The sequence below is a fragment of the Desulfurellaceae bacterium genome (assembly GCA_021296095.1).
In the GTDB taxonomy this organism is placed as follows: Bacteria; Desulfobacterota; Binatia; order Bin18; family Bin18; genus JAAXHF01.
Window position 1 is genome coordinate 609 of record JAGWBB010000064.1, and the last position, 17,486, is coordinate 18,094.

Sequence of the window (17,486 nt, forward strand, 5' to 3'; positions counted from 1 at the left end):
GCACCGATCATCCCGACGCCGGCGGCCGTCGGGATGATTATCGAGACCCTGGCCCGCCAGACGCAGCTGAACGTCATCGGGGTCGATATCGGTGGGGCCACCACCGACGTCTTCTCGGTCTTTCGGACCATCTTCAACCGGACCGTCAGCGCCAATCTGGGTATGAGTTACAGCGTAGCCAACGTGCTGGCCGAGGCCGGCCTGGACCAGGTCCGGCGCTGGCTGCCGTTCGCGTGTGACGAGCAAGACCTGCGCAACCAGATCAAAAACAAGATGATCCGGCCGACGACCATCCCACAAACCGTGCGGGACCTGCAGATCGAACAGGCGCTCGCCCGCGAGGCGCTGCGTCTGGCCCTGGAGCACCACAAACAGCTGGCGGTGGAACTCAAGGGCGTCCAGCAGGAACGCACGGTCTCCGACGCCTTTGTCCAGACCGCCTCGGGCCAGAGCCTGGTAGACATGTCGGCCCTGGACCTGATCATCGGCAGCGGCGGCATTCTGTCCCACGCCCCGCGCCGGGTCCAGGCCATGTTGATGCTGATCGACGCCTACGAACCGCTCGGCGTCACTCGTCTGGCGGTCGATAGTATCTTCATGATGCCCCACCTCGGGGTGCTGTCCACCGTCCATGAACGGGCGGCGACCGAGGTGTTGCTCAAGGACTGTTTGATCCCGCTCGGCACCTGCGTCGCCCCGAGCGGCCGTGGAAAAGCCGGCCAGCCGTGTTTCTCCTACCGCCTCGTCCAGCCCGATGGGCAGACCCTTGACGGCAGCCTGAGCTGCGGCCGCCTGGAGCGGCTCAGCCTGGCCGACGGCCGCGAAGCGCGGCTCGAACTCAGCCCCAGGCGGGGCTTTGACTTTGGCGCCGGTCCGGGCAAGGCTCTCAGCGCATCGGTCACGGGCGGGACCGTCGGCCTTGTTTTCGACGCCCGGGGTCGGCCGCTCAGCTTTGCCCCGGACGAGGCCGGCCGGACCGCCCAGCTCCGAGCCTGGCAAACCGCGCTCGACCTGTACCCCGATTCGGACTGAGCCATGGCCCACGCCTATACCCCCGGCCTGCGTGTTGCAGCCGACACCATTATTCGCAAACAGCGCCTGCTGCCCATCCCCGGCCAGGTTGTGGTCGCTCAGGGTGAGCGGGTCACAGCCCAAACCCAGCTGGCCCACACCGAACTGCCCGGCGCGGTCTACCCGGTCAATGTGGTCAACAGGCTCAGCATCGCACCGGCCGAGGTTCACGCCTACCTGCGCAAGCGAGAGGGCGAGAGCATCGAAAAGGGTGAAGTCCTGGCCGAAAACACCCCCTGGCTGCGATGGTTGCAGACCCAGGTACGGGCTCCGGTCAGCGGCACGGTTGACAGCATCTCGACGGTCAGCGGCCAGGTCTTTTTGCGCGCGCCGGCCGAGGTGATTCGCCTGTCGGCCTATATTGACGGCACGGTCGTCGAGGTCATTCCCGGCCAGGGTGCGGTCCCTGGTCCAGGCGATTTTCGGGCTGGGCGGAGAAACAACGGGACGGCTCAGCCGGGCCGTCTCAGGGCCGGACGAAATCCTGACCCCACAGCATCTGCGGCCGGAACACGCCGGCCGGATCGTGATCGGTGGAGCGCTGGCCCAAGCCGACACCTTTGCCAGGGCCAGAGCCCTGGGTGTTCACGCCCTGGTCGTGGGCGGCGTCCATGACCGGGATCTGAAAGCGCTGCTGGGCTATGACTTGGGCGCGGCCATTACCGGGACCGAACGGCTCGGCTTCAGCCTGCTGGTCACCGAGGGTTTCGGTTGCATCCCGATGGCCACCCGCAGCTTCGCTGAGCGCCAAGGAGGGGCAGCCCGCGTCGTGCAGCGGGGCGACCCAGATTCGAGCCGGGGTGATGCGGCCCGAGGTGATTATTCCGCTCGGGCGGGAAGAAGCGGCCGGCGACGCGCCAAGCGGCCAAACGGCCGAGCCCTCGGGCATACACATCGGTGATATGGTGCGGATTATTCGGGAGCCCCATTTCGGTGTGCTGGCTCGGGTTCAGGCGCTGCCGGCCGAGTTGCAGCCCACCCCGACCGAGAGTCGGGTGCGGGTTCTGGTCGCCCGCCTGACCGACGGGCGGGAGGTGACGATTCCGCGGGCGAATGTGGAGATCGTTGAGGGCGAGGGAGTGGCCTATGAGCGGCCATAAGCTCCCGGCTGGTGGTTTGCTGGGCTGTATTGGCGGCCTCGCCGGCCTTTGGCCAGGATATGCTGCTTGAGGCATTTGATACGCCCGGCGATGCCGGGGGCAGCGTTGTGCTGCGCTGGCAGGCGCTGCCGGTCGAAACGGCTGAGGCACGGTATCAGGTCTTGCACGGCCAACAGCCCGACGGCCCGTTCAGCCCACTCGTCGAGTTTGCCGCCACCAGCCACTACGAAACCGACCAAGCCGGCCCGTGGTGGGTGTGGGGCTCGCCCCGGCCCGACTGGCACCGGCTGGAAGTCGAGCTGGAGAGCGACGGCGCGGCGTTCTTCAGGCTTGTGCTGCTGACAGGCCAAGACCGTTTTGAGAGCCGGACGGTTTCGGCTACCCCCCGGGCCAACCTGTTTCGCTGGTCGAAACTCAACAATCTGGTCCTGGTCCTGGCCTTTGGCGCGACCGTGCTGGTGTCTATTCGCCGCGCCCGCAACAACCCGGACATCTTTCTGCGCCGCATCCCCGGCCTTGAGGCGGTCGAAGAGGCGGTCGGGCGGGCGACCGAGATGGGGCGGCCGGTCCTGTATCTGACCGGCAGCGGCGAACTGAACGGCAGCGGCGATCCGTCCAACCTGTCAACCATCGCCGCCACGGTCATTCTGGGTGAGGTGTCAAAGCGGGTGGCCAGCTATGGCGCCGAGCTGCGGGTTCCCCACCGCTCGGCGATTGTCATGGCCATCTGCCAGGAAATGGTCAAGGAAGCCTATCTGACGGTCGGCCGGCCAGACGCCTACACCGAAGAGACCAACTTCTTCATCACCCAGGACCAGTTTGCGTATACTGCAGCGGTCGACGGCATCATGCTGCGCGACAAGCCGGCGGCCAACATCTTCATGGGCTATTACTACGCCGAATCCCTGCTGCTGGCCGAAACCGGGGCGTCAACCGGGGCGATCCAGATCGCCGGCACCGACGCCGACCATCAGCTGCCGTTTTTCATCACGACCTGCGACTACACCCTGATCGGCGAGGAACTGTACGCGGCCAGCGCCTATCTGTCCCGTGAGCCGGCCCTGGTCGGCACCCTGCGCAGCCAAGACCTGGGCAAGGCCGTGCTGCTAGGGGTCTTGCTGGTCGGCAGCCTGGCCCTCAGCCTGACCGAGTTCAGCCCGCTGGCCGGAGTGGAGACCGTCGTGCAAATTTTTTCGGATTTTCGGTAGAAGCGTATGACCTTCTGGAAACGGACCCTGCCGCTGCTGATCGCCTTTGTGCTGGGGCTGACCTTCACCGCCCAGTACTACATCCCCCACCCGGTCTCGGAGGCGCTGCTGACCGAAGCCTCGATCTGGAACCAGATCATCGCCGGCTTTGCGATCATCCTCGGCGTCGGCAGCCTGCTGCGCGTCCACTACCTCAGGATCGCCCGCCGGGAGGCCGGCTGGGGCTATAGCGGCGTCCTGTTCGTGTCGATGCTGATCGTCCTCGGGGCCGGCCTGTGGTCCGGGGGCATATCAGAGGGCAGCCTGTTCGGCTGGTTGTACAGCTATGTCATCGTGGCCCTGCAGAGCACGATGTTCTCGCTGCTGGCCTTTTTTGTCGCCTCTGCGGCCTACCGCGCCTTTCGAGCCCGCAGCCCCGAGGCGAGCGTCCTGCTGCTGGCCGCCATCATCGTCATGGCCGGCCGGGTTCCGCTCGGCGAATATCTGCTGGCCGGCCTGGGCCAGCTCTCGGACTGGATCATGCAGGTGCCCAACACCGCAGCCCAACGGGCTATCCTGATCGGCGTCAGCCTGGGCGGCATTGCCACCTCGATCAAGATTATTTTCGGCATCGAGCGGGCCTATCTGGGCGGGGAGGACGAGTAACACATGCGAGACCTTGCCGACCGCATCCTCAGCCTCGACCGTCGCTTCATCTTCATCCTCATCGGTCTGGTTATTCTCATTCCGCTGCTGTACCCGATCGGCCTGCCGGTCCGGGTCTCGGCCGAGGTGCAACGGGTCTACGACTATATCGAGCGTCTGCCCGAGGGCGCCAGGGTAGTGATCTCGCTCGACTATGACCCGGCCTCCAAACCGGAGTTGCAGCCGATGACGGTCGCTATCCTGCGCCATACCTTTGGCCGCAAGCTGCGCCTCATCGGCCTCACCCTGTGGCCGACCGGAACGAGCATGGCCGAGTCGGAGTTGACCCGGATTGGCCAGGAGTTTGGCAAGGTGTACGGCCAGGACTATGTGTTTCTGGGCTATGCACCGGGCGAGGCCAACGCCATCCTGAGCATGGGTCAGGATCTGTATGCGGCTTTTCCGACCGATTACTATGGCACGCCGACACCCACGATTCCGGTCCTGAGCGAGATTCGCAGCCTGCAAGATGTCGCGTATGTCTTCAGCCTGAGCGCCGGTTTTCCCGGCCTCGACACCTGGTACGTGTACGGCAAGGAGAAATACGGCTTTGAGCTGGGCGGCGGGAGTGTGGCGGTCAGCGTGCCCAAGTTTTATCCGCTGCTCAACACCGGCCAGATCCAGGGCTTGCTGGGCGGCCTGCGGGGCGCGGCCGAGTATGAAACCCTGCTCAACATGCCGGGCAAGGCGCGCGCCGGCATGGACGCCCAGTCGGCGGCCCATTTTCTGATTATCGGGCTGATCGTGGTGTGCAACGGCCTGTATTTTCTGAGCGGCCGAGCCGGACGCGGGTCGGGGAGACGCGCGCCATGAATCCCCAGTCGGTCAGTAGCGAGGTTCTGCTCGGCGCCTGGGTGGCCAGCCTGCTGAGTCTGTTCATCTACAGTTTTCTGTACAAGGACAACCCGCTGTTCAAGCTGGCCGAACATATTTTTGTCGGCGTCTCGGTCGGCTACGTGCTGACCATCACCTATCACGAGGTGATGCTGAAAAAGCTGTACGTGCCGCTGGTTGAGCAGGGCGACTGGCTCGTGCTGATCGCCGCCGGGCTGGGTCTGTTCGTGCTGGCGCGTCTGGTGCCGGCTTGGGCCTGGCTGAGCCGGATTGCGTTCGCCTTTATCCTGGGCATCAGTTCGGGGGTGGCCATCCCCAGATTTCTGTCCTCGTTTGTCCTGCAACAGGTCCAGGGCACCCTCACACCGCTGGTGTCGGTCGGACCCGGCGGCTGGACGTTTGGTCTGGCCGAGTTGAACGCCGCCCTGATCCTGATCGGGGTGGTGAGCGTGCTGTTCTACTTTTTCTTCTCGGTCGAGCATGGGCCGGGCACGCGGTATGTAGCGCGCACCGGCATGTATTTCCTGATGGTCTCCTTTGGCGCGGCCTTCGGCTATACGGTTATGGCCCGCATGTCGCTGCTGATCGGGCGCTTTGACGAGCTGCTGGGCTACGCCTCACCCGCCTATGGCTATGCCAGCCCGATTGTGCTGGTCGGGGTGGTGGCCGGCCTAGTGTGGTGGGAGCGTAGACGGGCCGGCCGCAGTTCGCGGGGTGACTATTCCGCGGGCTGAGCTGCCTCAGGGCTGGCGGGCGTAGCCTGTCTAGCCTGGGCTGCGGCTCTGGCCTTTTTCCCCTCGGACACGGGACGCACGCGCTCACCCTTCAGCCGGGCGGCCTTGCCCCGCAGCCCGCGCAGGTAGTACAGCTTGGCCCTTCGGACCTTGCCGCGCACCGTCACCTCAATCCTGTCAATCCGCGGCGAGTGGCGGGGGAAAACGCGCTCGACGCCGACGCCATAGGAAATTTTCCGAACGGTGAATGTCGCCCGGTTGCCGCTGTTGGCCTGGCTGATCACCACGCCCTCGAAGACCTGAATCCGTTCCTTGTCGCCCTCGACGATTCTGGCGTGGACGCGAATGGTATCGCCAGGCTTGAAGTCGGGCAGGTCCGTTCTCAGTTGGCTGGCTTCAAGCCGATCAATACTCGTGCTCATGGCCGTGTTCCTCTCTGCGCGTCGCGGGCGGTCAGCACGGTGGAGCGGATACGGACGGCAGGGACCGGCCTGCCCGCCGTTGGTCAACCTCGCTCCTTGTGCTCGCTGAACGCCGATGGCTGGATGCCAAGCGCTAGGGTCGTCTCTCTCTAAGAGCCGGCCAGCTTAGCCTGCCCCTGTCGGTCGGTCAAGCGACCACACGATGATGACCACAGAGCAACAGAGCAGCGTTCAGTGTGGCGCCCCCAACAGGCGGTCCAGGATAATCGCCGCCGCCGCCCGGACCGACAGGTGGTTATAGCCCGCTCTGCCGCGAATAGGCTCAAGAAAGTCGTCGGCCTGATCCAGGACCGCTTCGGTCAGCCCCCAGCCGGTGCCGAGCAGGATCAACACTGGAGGACCCGCTTGCTCAAGTCGACGCCGTAGCGCGGCAAACGACAGGCGTGCGCCGCCGTCTCTGGCCGAGGTGGCGATCAGCTGCGGGGGTTGCCCGGCCTCCTGCCGCACCGCCTCAAGCGTGTCCTCCAGACGCTGGCTCAGGGACACGATTTCGAGCGCGTCTTTGCGGGTCGCGTTATAGGTGCTGCCATAGCCGGCCCGCCAGTGATCGAGGATCTTTTCGGCCAGGGCGCGCAGGGTCGGAACCGGATTGACCACAAAGAAGCGCTTGACGCCATAGGTTTTTGCCGAGCGAGAGATATCGTGGATATCTATATTGGTGATCGAGGTGGTGACCACCTTGTGCTCCTTGTCGTACACCGGGTGGTGGAGCAGGGCCAGATACAGCTCAGCCATGTGTCACTCACCAAAGGTGGGCGATAATCCCTGCTTGGCCAACCAGCGTTTGTCATCCGGGCTGAGGGGGGCCGTGTCCAACAGTTCGGGGCGGCGCTGGCGAGTCCGCAGCAGCGCCTGACGCCGCCGCCAGCGGGCAATGTCGGCGTGATGACCGGATAACAGGACCTCGGGCACGCGCAGACCCCGGAATTCCTCGGGCCGGGTATACTGGGGATATTCCAGCAGTCCGGTGCTGAACGACTCGTCCTGGGTCGATTCTTGGCGACCGACTACCCCGGGGACGAGACGGGCAACCGCGTCAATGACGACCAGGGCGGCGATTTCTCCGCCGCTCAACACATAATCGCCGATCGACACTTCCTCATCGACCACCGTTCGGACCCGTTCATCGATCCCTTCATAGCGTCCGCACACCAGGACCACAGTCTGTTCGGCGGCCAGCTGGCCGACCTTTTGCTGGGTCAGCGGCGTTCCCCGGGGGGATAGCAGGAGACGTTTCGGCCGCTCCAGCCGACGCCCCAGCGCTTCGAGCGCGGCAAAGATCGGCTCGGGCTTCATGACCATGCCAGGGCCGCCACCATACGGTGTATCGTCGGTGGAACGATGTTTGTCTGTCGTGTAGTCGCGCAGATTATGGACATGACACGTCACCAGCCCCCGGTCCTGGGCCTTTTTTAACAGGCTCACCGACAGTGGTGAGGCAAACAACTCGGGAAAGATAGTCAGCACGTGGAACTGCATAGCGCTCTCAGTCAAGCAGTCCGTCCAGAGGCTCAATCACCGCTTGTCGGCCGGGGATGTCAATGCTGCGGACGACTTCCTGGGTGACGGGAATCATGTACTCTTTCCTACCCTGGCGCACGACCCAGACATCGTGCCCGCCAGAGAAAAAGACCTCCCGCAGTGTGCCGAGTTCTTGTCCGGCGGTGGTCAGGACGGTGAGCCCGACCACCTGGTAGTAGTAGAACTCGTTATCCTGGAGCGGGGGGAGCTGCTGCTCGCTCACCGCAACCGTGCGGTCGCACAGGGCCTGGGCCTGCTCGCGTGAGACCACGCCCTCGAAGGCGACCAGCAGAAACGGGGGGCGGGGGCGCAGCCGGGTGATCCGAGCCGGGACCAGCCGTCCGGCGCGATCCTGAAGCTGGACCACCAGACCGGTTGTGAGGGTCGGACAGGGGAACGCGTAGGGCCGCAGACGGAGTTCTCCGCCTACGCCGTGAGCCTTGACCAGACGACCGAGCGGAACAAGGCAGTCGGCGCCCGGCGTGTCATTTTTCTTCGACGATTTCAAGGACAACTTTGCGGTTTGTCCGTGAGGCTGCGGCATTGAGCAGCGTCCGGATCGACTTGGCAGTCCGTCCCTGTTTGCCAATGATCCGACCCAGGTCGTCCTTTGCCACGCGGAGTTCAAGAATCGAGGCGGTCTCGCCCGGTATTTCGTTCACCTCGACTTCGTCGGGATGGTTCACCAGAGCCTTGGCCAGGTATAAGACGAGATCCTTCATACGGTGTTCCCCGTGCGCTCTAGGCGACAGGTTCCTGCTCGGCTTTTTGAATCAGCCGCGCAACAGTGTCGGTCGGTTGAGCGCCGTTTTGGAGCCATTTTTTCAGTTTGTCTGTCTTGAGCTGCACCACGGCCGGATCTTTGGTCGGATCGTAGAACCCGAGCTGTTCGATAAAACGGCCGTCGCGCGGAGAACGCGAGTCGGCCGCAACAATACGATAAAAGGGACGCTTTTTGGCCCCGTGACGGGCCAGCCGGATTTTGACCATAGGTTGTTTCCTCTTACCCCCAGAATGAAAGCGATTTGCGCGCTTTATGGGCCTTCTTGGCCAGTTTACTCATTTTGCCCGGCCGGCCCGAGTGTTTGGCCGACTTGCCGGCCTTTTTTGGCAGCTGGCCCAGTTGACCGAGCTGGGCCAGATCGGCCCCGGCGGGTATATCACCGAGTTGGCCCATGCCGCCGAACTGGGACAGTTTGCGCATCATCTTCTTGGCTTCGGCATATTGCTTGAGGAAGCGGTTCACCTCGGCCACCCGGGTCCCGCTGCCGTTGGCAATCCGCCGCCGCCGGCTGCCGTTCAACACCTCGGGCCGCCGCCGTTCCTGTTTGGTCATGGACGAGATAATGGCTTCGACGCGCCGGAACTCTTTTTCGGCCTGGTCCATGTCGGTGTTTTGCATGGCCTTTTTGCCGCCCGGGAGCAGGGACATGAGGTCGGAGATCGAGCCCATTTTTTTGAGCATACGCATCTGCTCGGCAAAGTCGGCCAGGGTGAACTGGTTTTTGCGCAGCTTTTTTTCGAGCACCTCGGCCTGTTCCTGATCGTAGACCTTTTCGGCCTTTTCGATCAGCGACAGCACATCACCCATCCCCAGGATACGCGATGCGGCCCGGTCCGGATAAAAGGCTTCCAGGGCGTTGAGCTTTTCGCCGATCCCGATGAAGAGGATCGGCTTGCCGGTCACCGAGCGCAGCGACAGGGCTGCCCCGCCGCGGGCGTCACCCTCGACCTTGGTCAGAATGACGCCGTCGAGCGCCAGCTCGGTGTGAAAGCCCTGGGCGACATTGACCGCCTCCTGGCCGGTCATGGCATCGGCCACGAGCAGGATCTGATGGGGAGTGACGGCGGCCTTGAGCCGCCCGAGTTGCTGCATCAGATCGGTGTCGACCTGCTGGCGCCCGGCGGTGTCGATGATGACCACATCCGCCCCTTCGCGCCGGGCGGTGTCAACACCGGCGACCGCGATCCTGACCGGATCGGTGGCCGACCCATCGTTGGGCGTCGGATACACCGGCACCCCGACCTCTTCGCCAATGATGCGAAGCTGATCGATGGCAGCCGGGCGGAAGGTGTCGGCCGGCACCAGGTAGGGTCTGCGGGCCTGTTCGACCTTGAGATAGCGAGCCAGCTTGCCGGCAGTGGTGGTCTTGCCCGAGCCGTTCAGCCCGACGAGCAGAATCACGACCGGTGGGGCGGCCGACAGATTCAACTCGGCGTGCTGTCCGCCCAGCAACTCGATCAACTCGTCGTTGACGACTTTGACCAGCTGCTGGCCGGGCGACAGACCGGCCGTGACCTCCTGCCCCAGGACCTTGGTCTTGACCCGCTCGACAAAGTCGCGGACGACCCGAAAGTTCACGTCGGCCTCGAGCAGCGCCAGGCGCACTTCACGTAGCGCCTGCTCGATATTCTTTTCGGTCAATGTTCCCGGCCCACGCACCCGGCGCAGGACGGCGTCCAGTTTTTCGCTCAGCGCTTCAAACATAGGAATCCCAGGAGACGTACAGGGGGCTCCCCTCACATATAAAATGGCGACCGGAAAGTCAATCAATTCGAGCGGCGGCTTGCTTGCGTGCATACAGGAAATACGGTAGCTGTAGGTTGATGACGACCCAAGGAAAATTTCTCGTCGGTGTCGCCCTCATGATAGCGGCGGTTGGCTACCTGATGTATACCGGTATCCGTGAAACGAGCACCTATTACCTGACCCTGGAAGAATTTCTGCCCCAGAAGGACGCCTTGGCAAACGCCGGCGTGCGGGTCGCCGGGCGGGTCAAGAGCGGCTCGGTTGACTGGAACCCCAAGAATCTCAAGCTCAACTTCACCATGATCGGCCTCGACCAAAACGGCCAGCCAGTCGACACCCCGGACCGGGGTCTGGCCGTGCACTATCAGGGCGTGCTGCCAGACATGTTTGCCGAGGGGCGGGATGTGATCGTGGAAGGCGAGTACACGCCCGGAGCAGACACGCTGCACGCCACGACCGTCATGACCAGCTGTCCGTCAAAGTATGAGGCTGAACTCGACAAAGTGAACGCCGATAGCCAATCGCAGACATCAGCGTTCACTTTGCACCCGGCTTCGCTCTCCTGAGTGCTTCCGCCGTCCCTGAACCCGTATGACACATCTTGGTTCTCTTGCTTTGTATCTGGCCCTGGTGCTGGCGACCTATGCCGTGGCCAGCAGTCTGTGGGGCGCGCGGCAAGGCCGTCGGGTGTGGATCGCCAGCGGCACCCAGGCGGTGTATGCCGTGTGCGGCTGTGTGATCATTGCCTCAGCCGCCCTCATCCACGCCCTGCTGAGCGAAGATTTCAATGTCGAGTACGTGGCCAGCTACTCCAGCTCGACCTTGCCCATTCAGTATAAAATTGCCGCCTTTTGGGGTGGCCAAAAGGGCTCACTGCTGTTTTGGACCCTGATCCTGGTGTGTTTCAGCGCCATCGTCCAGGTCCAGAATCGGGACAAAAACCGGGACTTGATGCCGTATGTCACCGCCAGCCTGATGACCATCAGCCTCTTCTTTCTGGGTCTGCTGTGTTTTCTGACCCCCCCTTTTGAGCGGCTGACGTTTACCCCGGCTGAGGGCTCGGACTTAAACCCCCTGCTGCAAAACTACTGGATGACCATCCACCCCCCGGCGCTCTACCTGGGCTATATCAGCGCTGCCGTCCCGTTTGCCTTTGCCATGGCCGCCCTGGCGACCGGCAAGCTCGGCCCGGTGTGGATTCAGACCACCCGGCGCTGGGCGCTGACATCCTGGTTTTTTCTGTCAATGGGCAATCTGCTGGGCGGGCGCTGGGCGTATGAGGTCCTGGGCTGGGGCGGCTATTGGGCCTGGGACCCGGTTGAAAACGCGGCCATCATGCCCTGGTTTACGGCCACCGCCTACCTCCACTCGGTCATGATCCAGGAGAAGAAGAACATGCTCAAGGTGTGGAACATGGTGCTGGTCATCCTCACCTTTGCGCTGACCATCTTTGGCACGTTTTTGACCCGCAGCGGCGTGATTTCTTCGGTCCACTCGTTCACCCAGTCTGGTTTGGGCCCGTATTTCATGGCCTTTCTGGTGCTGGTCCTGGCCGGTGCGTTCGGCCTCCTGGTGTACCGTCTGCCCGAGCTCAAAAGCGACAACGAGCTGGACTCCATCGTGTCGCGCGAATCGGCCTTTCTGCTGAACAATCTGGTCTTTGTCGGCCTGGCCTTCGCCACCTTCTGGGGTACGGTCTTTCCGATTCTTTCGGAATGGGTGCGGGGCGTCAAAATCACCGTCGGACCGCCCTTCTTCAATCAGGTCAACGCCCCGCTGGGGGTCGTCCTGCTGTTTCTGACCGGCGTCGGCCCAGTCATTGCCTGGCGGCGGGCGAGCATCAAGAGTCTGCGGCGGAACTTCACCGCTCCGCTGGCGTGGGGGCTGACGACCGGGCTGCTCTTCTTTCTCTTTGGCTACCGCCACTACTACGCCGTGACCGTCTTTTCCATCGCCGGCTTCGTGCTGGGCACCATTGTCGTCGAGTTTTATCGCGGCACGCGAGCCCGCCAGGCCATGCTGGACGAGAGTTCGCCCCAAGCGCTGGGCAAACTGGTGAGCAAGAACCCGCGCCGCTACGGCGGCTATGTGGTCCACGTCGGCGTGGTGTTGATCAGCATCGGCATTGCCGGCTCGTCCTTTTTCAAACTCGAGGACCAACGCACGGTGGAAGACGGCCAGCGCTTTGAGATTGGACGCTACAGCCTGGAATACGCCGGCATCACGCCCTACGACGACGCCCACTACTCGGCCCAGATCGCCACCGTCAAAGTGTTTGTGGACGGGCGCCAGCTCGACACCCTGCGGCCGGAAAAACGGGTGTATAAAAAGCAGCAACAGCCGACTACCGAGGTGTCGATTCGCCCCAGCCTTTTGGAAGATCTCTACGTCGTGCTGGGCAGCTATGACGCTCCGTCGGGCCTGGCCACCTTTCAGGTCTTCGTCAACCCGCTCCTGTCCTGGATCTGGATCGGCGGCTTTGTCCTCATCCTGGGCACGTGTATCACCCTGGCCCCCAACCCGGCCGAACGCCAGGCTCTGGCCCTGGCCCGTACGACCGAACGTATGGAGGGAGAGGCTGTTGCCGATTAGCCGTCTGGTCCTGGTGTTGTGCGTCTTCGGCCTTACCCTGGGCGCCGGCCCGCGTCCCACCCAGACCGAGTTGGAGGAAGCCCTGACCTGCCAGTGTGGGTGCGGGCTCACGGTCCATAGCTGTAACCACTTGCAGTGCGGCTTTGCCATCCCCCGGAAACAAGAGATCGCCCAATTCCTGGCTGAGGGCAAAGGCCGTGAAGATATTCTGGCCGCCTTTGTCGCCGACTACGGGGAAAAGGTGCTGTCGGCGCCCACCACCAGCGGCTTTAACCTGGCAGCCTGGATTACCCCGTTTGCGGCCGTCCTGATCGGAGGGCTGGTGATCGTGGTGATGAGCCTGCGCTGGGCCAGGCGCAGACCGCCACCGGCACCGCGCACCGTCCCGGCCGCCGCCGACGCCTATCGGGAGCGCCTCAACAAGGAGCTGGCCGACTTTGACGACTGAGCAGGGGCGACGACCGCGTCGCCCATCAGCGTGAGACGCGTATGTCCTTTCCCCTGTATTTTGCCGGTCTGATGCTTATCGCCAGCGTTGCCGCGCTGGTCGCCCTGCCATTGCTGCGACCGGACCGGGTCAGGACCGACCGGCCGCAGCAGGTTAACGCGCCTGAACTGGAGCGCTGGCAGGGACAAAAAAGACAGGCCTACGCGGCCCTCAAAGAGGCCGAGTTTGACCTCCAAACCGGTAAGCTCACCGATGAGGACTATCGCGCGCTGCGTGAGAAGTATGAAGCCCGAGCCCTGGACGCCATGGCCCAGCTCGACCGGCTGGAGCGGAGCCAGACCGCTCGGGCTAGCGAGTCTTGAGGTTGAAGGCCTGGGGGCCTTTTTCGCCAGGGCGAACCTGGAATTCGACCTCGTCGCCCTCGCGCAGGTCTTCGAAATACATCTTGGGCGCCAGACGAGAGCTGTGGAAAAACACATCCTCATTGCCCTCATCAGGGGTGATAAAACCAAAGCCCTTGGCCTTGATGATCTTTTTGATTGTCCCGGTCATAGGTCCTCCCTGTTCGGTCCCTATGAAAGAATACCGCCCGGCCCGTGTCAAGCGAAACTCAGGCGGTCGGTCATGGCGCCCGGGGGGTGGGCGGCTCGGCTATGAACGGGTGTGTCGTAACGGCTGAAAATGTGCACAAAACGTTTGCCTGGACGCCGGTCCTGCACGGCGTTTCGTGCACGGTTGAGGCCGGACAGGCAGTGGCCGTATTCGGTCCCAACGGCGCGGGCAAGACGACCCTGCTGCGTCTCCTGGCCAGCCTGCTCAAGCCCTCGTCGGGCAGCCTGCGGCTGTTCGCGCTGCCGGCCGACGACCCGCGCGCGCGCAGACGTATCGGCTTTGTGGGCCACGACAGCTTTCTCTACCCCGACCTGAGCCCGTTTGAGAATCTGCGCTTTTATGCCCATGCCTATCGCCTGGACAACGGAGCGGCCCGCGTTCAGGCCATGCTCGAGTACGTCGGTCTGCAAGACTGGGCGACCACGCCGGTTCGCAGCCTGTCGCGCGGCATGGAGCAGCGCCTGGCCTTGGCCCGGGCTCTGCTGCACGAGCCCGATTTACTGCTGCTCGACGAGCCCTACACGGGTCTGGACGCGGACGCCCTGGAACTGTTACACACCAGCCTGCTGCAGGCCAAACAGGCCGGCAAGACAATCGTGTTCAGCAGTCACGATTTTGAGCGCGGCTTGGCCTTGTGCAGCCGAGCCCTGATGCTGTGCCAGGGCCGCATCATGTGGCAGTCGTCTGCCGACACGCCGTCGGTGGCCGAGTTGCGCGACATCTACACCGATCTCACCCGCCGCCCGACACGTGGCAGGCAGGCCTGAGCCGATGTGGGCGATTGTGTGGAAGGACGTGCAGCTTGAGCTGCGGACCAAGGAGCGGTTGGCGTCGTTCTTTGTGCTGGCGGTGCTGATCGTGCTGGTGTGGATCTTCGCCCTCGGCCCGGAACAGGCCCGCGACCCACACATCGGCGCGGCGGTGCTGTGGGTCGGGCTGCTGTTTGCCGGCATGCTGAGCCTGCAACGCAGCTTTCTGATTGAGCAGGAGCGGGGCTGTCTGTCAGGTTTGCTGCTGTGCCCCATTGCGCCGAGTGACATCTTTGTGGCCAAGCTGCTCGGCAACATTGTTTTTCTGTCGCTGGTCCAAGCGATTGTCGTGCCGATCACCATTGTGTTGTGCGGCCTGCCGGTGTCGTGGTCTCTGCTCGGCCTGCCGCTTATCGTTCTGCTGGGCATTATCGGCTTTTCAGCCCTGGGGACCATATTTGCCGTCCTGGCCGTGCGCACCCGGGCCGGTGAGGTACTCTTTCCCCTGGTGTTGTTACCGCTCCTCGTCCCCCTCCTGCTGTCAGCCGTCCAAACCACAGGCGCGCTCCTGAGCGGCGGAGAGTGGACGGGGGTGTGGTTACGGGTCTTGATCGCTTTTGATGTCGTCTTTGTGGTGGCCGGCTGGCTGCTGTTTGGGCAGGCGGTGTACGAGTAAGAGCCACGGCGGTCGGCGGGAGGAATACGCATGAAAAAATTTGCCCCGTTTGCCGATACGGTCTTGCCCTGGCTGAGCTGTGTGTCCATGCTGGTCGCCCTGGGCATGATTTTTCTGTACGCCCCGACGGAGAGAAATCTGGGAGTCGTGCAGCGCATTTTCTACTATCACCTGCCCGCCGCCTGGAATGCCTTTGCGGGATTTTTCATTGTGGCCGGGGCCAGCGTCGCCTTCTTATGGAAGGGCGAGCGCAGGACCGACCTGCTGGCCCGGGCTGGAGCCGAGGTCGGCATGTTGTTTTGTACCCTGTTCATCGTCACCGGTTCGGTCTGGGCCAGGGCCAGCTGGGGCGTATGGTGGACCTGGGACCCCCGGCTGACGATGACGCTCGTCCTGTGGGTTGTGTATGCCGCGTATATTCTGCTGCGCCAGCTCGGCGGCGACACCGAACACGTAGCCCGCTACGCCGCAGTCCTGGGCATTGTCGGGGTCTTCAACATTCCGCTGCTGTACCTCACCATCCGTCTGTGGCGGGGCATTCACCCCAAGGTTGAAACAATGGCACCGCAGATGGCCTGGACGCTGCTGGTGTGCAGCGCCGCCTTCCTGGTATTGTTTGCCTGGATCATGTGGCTACGCCTGCGCGGGCTGCACATGACTGCCGAACTGGACGCGCTACGGCGTCAGGCCGTGGCTGCCTCCTGAGCCTGGAAGAGAACCGACATGTGGTATCTGTTTGGCGCGTTCAGCGCATTCTGGTTGATCGTCTTCGTGTATATGTTCTCTCTCTCCCGCCAGCAGAGCCGGCTGTCCCACGAGCTGGAGACCTTGCGTAAGACGCTGGAGTAGAACTGAAACCTTGGCATAGTGTGGAAAGAGCCAGGGAAGGTATTTGTTGTTATGGGCGAGGGACACCGAGCTGCTCGCAAATGGTCCGAGCGGTCGTGTTCTTAATCTCCTGATGACGTGGGACAGCGACGCACCGGCCAGTCTCGGGATTCCGATAGATCGTGTGTTTAGCGCCTTCTCGATCAAGGTAGCAACCGTGACGCTCCAGGTGCCGGAGCAATACCCGCCGCTTCATGCCGCCGGGATTTCCACCCGGAGCGTTTCCCACATCGCATTCCCGGGAGCGTCTTTCCTGGCATTCTCGCGATAGCTCTGAACAAGCAGTGCAATCGCCTCTTTGATCATCTCCCTCGCCTCTTCTATATTCTCTCCCTGGGTAACCGCGCCCGGCAGCTCAGGTACGGTCGCCATAATCCAGCCATCTTCAATAGTTTGGTAGACTACTGTGTACTCCCGTTGCATGGGACAGTCTCCTCCCATTCGAAGAGCGGCAAGCCGAAATATCGCTCGTCAGTCTCCTCTGTTTTACGCTTTCCGTAAATCGGTTGGTCTTTGTCAAGAATCGCTCATGTTCACAATGATACAAGCCCCGGACTCTTCAACAACTCGACAAAAGTGGGCAAGAGGGGTTCGGCCATAGGCGTATTTCAGTTCCCGTCCGATTCTCTCAGTTCCTGCTGCGCCTCCTCGACCAGCCCTTCGACAAAGGTCCGGTACTCGTCCAGCCTGGCCTGAGTCGTGGCCTCAAAGCGCAGGACCAGAACCGGCTGGGTGTTCGACGCCCGGACCAGTCCCCAGCCGTGCGCAAACCTGACCCGCACCCCATCGATATCGGTGATGTCATGGCTGCCACGCACGCGCTGACAGACCCGCTCGGCAAGGGCAAACTTGAGATCATCCGGGCAGGGCAGCCGAATCTCGGGCGTGGTTACAGACGACGGCAGGTCGGCCAGCAGCCGGCTCAGGTCGGCGCGGCTCGCCAACTCCAGCATCCGGCACGAGGCATAGATCGCGTCGTCATAGCCGAAATAGCGGTCGGCAAAAAACAGGTGACCGCTGCAGCGCCCCGGTCTCACGCATCTTGGCTTTGAGCAGCGCGTGGCCGGCTTTCCACATGACGGGCCGCCCACCCCGTGCCGCCACCTCGTCAAACAACGCCTGGGAACACTTGACCTCAGACACGACCACGGCGCCGGGATGGCCGGCCAGGATGTCACGCGCGAACAGGATCATCAGCTCGTCGCCCCAGACGATACGTCCGCTCGGACCGACCACGCCGAGGCGGTCGGCGTCGCCGTCGTAGGCCAGGCCGATCTCGGCCCCGGTCTGTTTGACCATCCCGATCAGCTGCTCCAGGTTTTCGGGCACGGTCGGGTCAGGATGATGGTTGGGGAAA

At 63.0% G+C, this 17,486-nt stretch carries 27 protein-coding genes; 15 read left to right on the forward strand and 12 right to left on the reverse strand.

Going from position 1 to position 17,486, the window contains the following annotated elements:
- The 7 genes from J4F42_15185 to J4F42_15215 all read left to right on the forward strand — a co-directional run.
- Window positions 1-1,032 (forward strand): glutamate mutase L (locus J4F42_15185; GenBank protein ID MCE2486857.1); only part of this gene is annotated, 1,032 nt, incomplete at its 5' end.
- A gap of 3 nt (window positions 1,033-1,035) precedes the next feature.
- Window positions 1,036-1,686: a hypothetical protein gene (locus tag J4F42_15190; protein ID MCE2486858.1), complete on the forward strand. Its 651-nt coding sequence runs from the start codon at window positions 1,036-1,038 to the stop codon at window positions 1,684-1,686.
- A 188-nt stretch (window positions 1,687-1,874) separates the two neighbouring features.
- Window positions 1,875-2,171 (forward strand): hypothetical protein, encoded by a 297-nt coding sequence (locus J4F42_15195; GenBank protein MCE2486859.1) that lies wholly within the window; start codon window positions 1,875-1,877, stop codon window positions 2,169-2,171.
- A gap of 59 nt (window positions 2,172-2,230) precedes the next feature.
- Window positions 2,231-3,379 carry a hypothetical protein gene (locus J4F42_15200; GenBank protein ID MCE2486860.1) on the forward strand — a complete coding sequence of 383 codons (1,149 nt, stop codon included), beginning with the start codon at window positions 2,231-2,233 and terminating at the stop codon, window positions 3,377-3,379.
- A gap of 6 nt (window positions 3,380-3,385) precedes the next feature.
- Window positions 3,386-4,024 carry a hypothetical protein gene (locus J4F42_15205; GenBank protein MCE2486861.1) on the forward strand — a complete coding sequence of 213 codons (639 nt, stop codon included), beginning with the start codon at window positions 3,386-3,388 and terminating at the stop codon, window positions 4,022-4,024.
- Between the two features lie 3 nt (window positions 4,025-4,027).
- On the forward strand, window positions 4,028-4,876 hold the full coding sequence (locus tag J4F42_15210; protein MCE2486862.1) for a hypothetical protein: 849 nt from the start codon (window positions 4,028-4,030) through the stop codon (window positions 4,874-4,876).
- Entirely contained in the window at window positions 4,873-5,631 is a 759-nt protein-coding gene (locus J4F42_15215; protein ID MCE2486863.1) for a hypothetical protein, read from the forward strand. Before J4F42_15210 ends, J4F42_15215 begins: the two co-directional genes overlap by 4 nt.
- On the opposite strand, the gene rplS is transcribed toward J4F42_15215, so the two are convergent.
- The 7 genes from rplS to ffh form a co-directional block, all read right to left on the reverse strand.
- Window positions 5,616-6,053 carry a 50S ribosomal protein L19 gene (gene rplS / locus J4F42_15220; protein MCE2486864.1) on the reverse strand — a complete coding sequence of 146 codons (438 nt, stop codon included), beginning with the start codon at window positions 6,051-6,053 and terminating at the stop codon, window positions 5,616-5,618. The genes J4F42_15215 and rplS overlap by 16 nt on opposite strands.
- A gap of 231 nt (window positions 6,054-6,284) precedes the next feature.
- The gene (locus J4F42_15225) at window positions 6,285-6,848 is read right to left on the reverse strand and encodes an RNA methyltransferase (GenBank protein ID MCE2486865.1); all 564 of its coding nucleotides are present in this window, start codon (window positions 6,846-6,848) and stop codon (window positions 6,285-6,287) included.
- Window positions 6,849-6,851: 3 nt separating this feature from the next.
- Entirely contained in the window at window positions 6,852-7,592 is a 741-nt protein-coding gene (trmD, locus tag J4F42_15230; protein ID MCE2486866.1) for a tRNA (guanosine(37)-N1)-methyltransferase TrmD, read from the reverse strand.
- Window positions 7,593-7,599: 7 nt separating this feature from the next.
- Complete coding sequence (gene rimM / locus J4F42_15235; GenBank protein MCE2486867.1) at window positions 7,600-8,142, reverse strand: 16S rRNA processing protein RimM; 543 nt, start codon at window positions 8,140-8,142, stop codon at window positions 7,600-7,602.
- The gene (locus tag J4F42_15240; GenBank protein MCE2486868.1) at window positions 8,120-8,356 is read right to left on the reverse strand and encodes a KH domain-containing protein; all 237 of its coding nucleotides are present in this window, start codon (window positions 8,354-8,356) and stop codon (window positions 8,120-8,122) included. The genes rimM and J4F42_15240 overlap by 23 nt, the downstream gene beginning before the upstream one ends.
- Before the next feature lie 19 nt (window positions 8,357-8,375).
- Window positions 8,376-8,624, reverse strand: a complete 249-nt coding sequence (gene rpsP, locus J4F42_15245) for a 30S ribosomal protein S16 (protein ID MCE2486869.1) — start codon at window positions 8,622-8,624, stop codon at window positions 8,376-8,378.
- Between the two features lie 13 nt (window positions 8,625-8,637).
- Window positions 8,638-10,122, reverse strand: a complete 1,485-nt coding sequence (ffh, locus tag J4F42_15250; protein ID MCE2486870.1) for a signal recognition particle protein — start codon at window positions 10,120-10,122, stop codon at window positions 8,638-8,640.
- A gap of 119 nt (window positions 10,123-10,241) precedes the next feature.
- Here ffh and J4F42_15255 point away from each other — a divergent pair, with 119 nt between their 5' ends.
- From J4F42_15255 to J4F42_15270, 4 genes are read left to right on the forward strand one after another with little or no spacing between them, the layout of a single operon-like run.
- Complete coding sequence (locus tag J4F42_15255) at window positions 10,242-10,730, forward strand: cytochrome c maturation protein CcmE (protein ID MCE2486871.1); 489 nt, start codon at window positions 10,242-10,244, stop codon at window positions 10,728-10,730.
- A 25-nt stretch (window positions 10,731-10,755) separates the two neighbouring features.
- Window positions 10,756-12,756, forward strand: a complete 2,001-nt coding sequence (locus J4F42_15260; protein MCE2486872.1) for a heme lyase CcmF/NrfE family subunit — start codon at window positions 10,756-10,758, stop codon at window positions 12,754-12,756.
- Window positions 12,746-13,204, forward strand: coding sequence for a cytochrome c-type biogenesis protein CcmH (locus J4F42_15265; GenBank protein MCE2486873.1), 459 nt, complete (start codon window positions 12,746-12,748; stop codon window positions 13,202-13,204). Before J4F42_15260 ends, J4F42_15265 begins: the two co-directional genes overlap by 11 nt.
- Before the next feature lie 41 nt (window positions 13,205-13,245).
- Complete coding sequence (locus J4F42_15270; GenBank protein MCE2486874.1) at window positions 13,246-13,566, forward strand: hypothetical protein; 321 nt, start codon at window positions 13,246-13,248, stop codon at window positions 13,564-13,566.
- Here the strand turns inward: J4F42_15270 and J4F42_15275 are convergent.
- Complete coding sequence (locus J4F42_15275) at window positions 13,553-13,756, reverse strand: cold shock domain-containing protein (GenBank protein MCE2486875.1); 204 nt, start codon at window positions 13,754-13,756, stop codon at window positions 13,553-13,555. The two genes, J4F42_15270 and J4F42_15275, sit on opposite strands and share 14 nt — an antisense overlap.
- A 44-nt stretch (window positions 13,757-13,800) precedes the next feature.
- On the opposite strand from J4F42_15275, the gene ccmA reads away from it, so the two are divergent.
- Genes ccmA through J4F42_15295 form a run of 4 tightly spaced genes read left to right on the forward strand, consistent with a single transcriptional unit; the run spans window position 13,801 to window position 16,090 of the window.
- Window positions 13,801-14,583: a heme ABC exporter ATP-binding protein CcmA gene (gene ccmA, locus J4F42_15280; GenBank protein ID MCE2486876.1), complete on the forward strand. Its 783-nt coding sequence runs from the start codon at window positions 13,801-13,803 to the stop codon at window positions 14,581-14,583.
- Between the two features lie 4 nt (window positions 14,584-14,587).
- Window positions 14,588-15,241 carry a heme exporter protein CcmB gene (locus tag J4F42_15285; GenBank protein ID MCE2486877.1) on the forward strand — a complete coding sequence of 218 codons (654 nt, stop codon included), beginning with the start codon at window positions 14,588-14,590 and terminating at the stop codon, window positions 15,239-15,241.
- Window positions 15,242-15,271: 30 nt separating this feature from the next.
- A complete protein-coding gene (ccsA, locus tag J4F42_15290; protein MCE2486878.1) occupies window positions 15,272-15,946 on the forward strand; it encodes a cytochrome c biogenesis protein CcsA in 675 nt (224 codons plus the stop codon).
- A gap of 18 nt (window positions 15,947-15,964) precedes the next feature.
- Window positions 15,965-16,090, forward strand: coding sequence for a CcmD family protein (locus J4F42_15295; GenBank protein ID MCE2486879.1), 126 nt, complete (start codon window positions 15,965-15,967; stop codon window positions 16,088-16,090).
- A 49-nt stretch (window positions 16,091-16,139) separates the two neighbouring features.
- Here the strand turns inward: J4F42_15295 and J4F42_15300 are convergent, their stop codons facing one another.
- The 4 genes from J4F42_15300 to J4F42_15315 all read right to left on the reverse strand — a co-directional run.
- Window positions 16,140-16,325 (reverse strand): type II toxin-antitoxin system HicA family toxin, encoded by a 186-nt coding sequence (locus J4F42_15300; protein MCE2486880.1) that lies wholly within the window; start codon window positions 16,323-16,325, stop codon window positions 16,140-16,142.
- Window positions 16,322-16,552 (reverse strand): type II toxin-antitoxin system HicB family antitoxin, encoded by a 231-nt coding sequence (locus J4F42_15305; GenBank protein MCE2486881.1) that lies wholly within the window; start codon window positions 16,550-16,552, stop codon window positions 16,322-16,324. The genes J4F42_15300 and J4F42_15305 overlap by 4 nt, the downstream gene beginning before the upstream one ends.
- A 185-nt stretch (window positions 16,553-16,737) precedes the next feature.
- On the reverse strand, window positions 16,738-17,166 hold the full coding sequence (locus tag J4F42_15310; protein MCE2486882.1) for a hypothetical protein: 429 nt from the start codon (window positions 17,164-17,166) through the stop codon (window positions 16,738-16,740).
- The coding region (locus J4F42_15315) for a hypothetical protein (protein MCE2486883.1) at window positions 17,108-17,486 on the reverse strand (379 nt) is incomplete at its 5' end. The genes J4F42_15310 and J4F42_15315, both read right to left, overlap by 59 nt.

Bases quoted from the DNA above. Each gene is read 5' to 3' on its own strand.
- ccsA (MCE2486878.1), top strand. From the start codon at position 15,272: ATGAAAAAATTTGCCCCGTTTGCCGATACGGTCTTGCCCTGGCTGAGC.
- trmD (MCE2486866.1), bottom strand. From the start codon at position 7,592: ATGCAGTTCCACGTGCTGACTATCTTTCCCGAGTTGTTTGCCTCACCA.
- J4F42_15205 (MCE2486861.1), top strand. From the start codon at position 3,386: ATGACCTTCTGGAAACGGACCCTGCCGCTGCTGATCGCCTTTGTGCTG.
- J4F42_15275 (MCE2486875.1), bottom strand. From the start codon at position 13,756: ATGACCGGGACAATCAAAAAGATCATCAAGGCCAAGGGCTTTGGTTTT.
- J4F42_15305 (MCE2486881.1), bottom strand. From the start codon at position 16,552: ATGCAACGGGAGTACACAGTAGTCTACCAAACTATTGAAGATGGCTGG.
- J4F42_15255 (MCE2486871.1), top strand. From the start codon at position 10,242: ATGACGACCCAAGGAAAATTTCTCGTCGGTGTCGCCCTCATGATAGCG.
- J4F42_15260 (MCE2486872.1), top strand. From the start codon at position 10,756: ATGACACATCTTGGTTCTCTTGCTTTGTATCTGGCCCTGGTGCTGGCG.
- J4F42_15270 (MCE2486874.1), top strand. From the start codon at position 13,246: ATGTCCTTTCCCCTGTATTTTGCCGGTCTGATGCTTATCGCCAGCGTT.
- J4F42_15300 (MCE2486880.1), bottom strand. From the start codon at position 16,325: ATGAAGCGGCGGGTATTGCTCCGGCACCTGGAGCGTCACGGTTGCTAC.
- J4F42_15240 (MCE2486868.1), bottom strand. From the start codon at position 8,356: ATGAAGGATCTCGTCTTATACCTGGCCAAGGCTCTGGTGAACCATCCC.
- rpsP (MCE2486869.1), bottom strand. From the start codon at position 8,624: ATGGTCAAAATCCGGCTGGCCCGTCACGGGGCCAAAAAGCGTCCCTTT.
- J4F42_15210 (MCE2486862.1), top strand. From the start codon at position 4,028: ATGCGAGACCTTGCCGACCGCATCCTCAGCCTCGACCGTCGCTTCATC.
- J4F42_15190 (MCE2486858.1), top strand. From the start codon at position 1,036: ATGGCCCACGCCTATACCCCCGGCCTGCGTGTTGCAGCCGACACCATT.
- J4F42_15195 (MCE2486859.1), top strand. From the start codon at position 1,875: ATGCGGCCCGAGGTGATTATTCCGCTCGGGCGGGAAGAAGCGGCCGGC.
- J4F42_15225 (MCE2486865.1), bottom strand. From the start codon at position 6,848: ATGGCTGAGCTGTATCTGGCCCTGCTCCACCACCCGGTGTACGACAAG.
- rplS (MCE2486864.1), bottom strand. From the start codon at position 6,053: ATGAGCACGAGTATTGATCGGCTTGAAGCCAGCCAACTGAGAACGGAC.
- J4F42_15215 (MCE2486863.1), top strand. From the start codon at position 4,873: ATGAATCCCCAGTCGGTCAGTAGCGAGGTTCTGCTCGGCGCCTGGGTG.
- J4F42_15200 (MCE2486860.1), top strand. From the start codon at position 2,231: ATGCTGCTTGAGGCATTTGATACGCCCGGCGATGCCGGGGGCAGCGTT.
- ffh (MCE2486870.1), bottom strand. From the start codon at position 10,122: ATGTTTGAAGCGCTGAGCGAAAAACTGGACGCCGTCCTGCGCCGGGTG.
- J4F42_15295 (MCE2486879.1), top strand. From the start codon at position 15,965: ATGTGGTATCTGTTTGGCGCGTTCAGCGCATTCTGGTTGATCGTCTTC.
- J4F42_15285 (MCE2486877.1), top strand. From the start codon at position 14,588: ATGTGGGCGATTGTGTGGAAGGACGTGCAGCTTGAGCTGCGGACCAAG.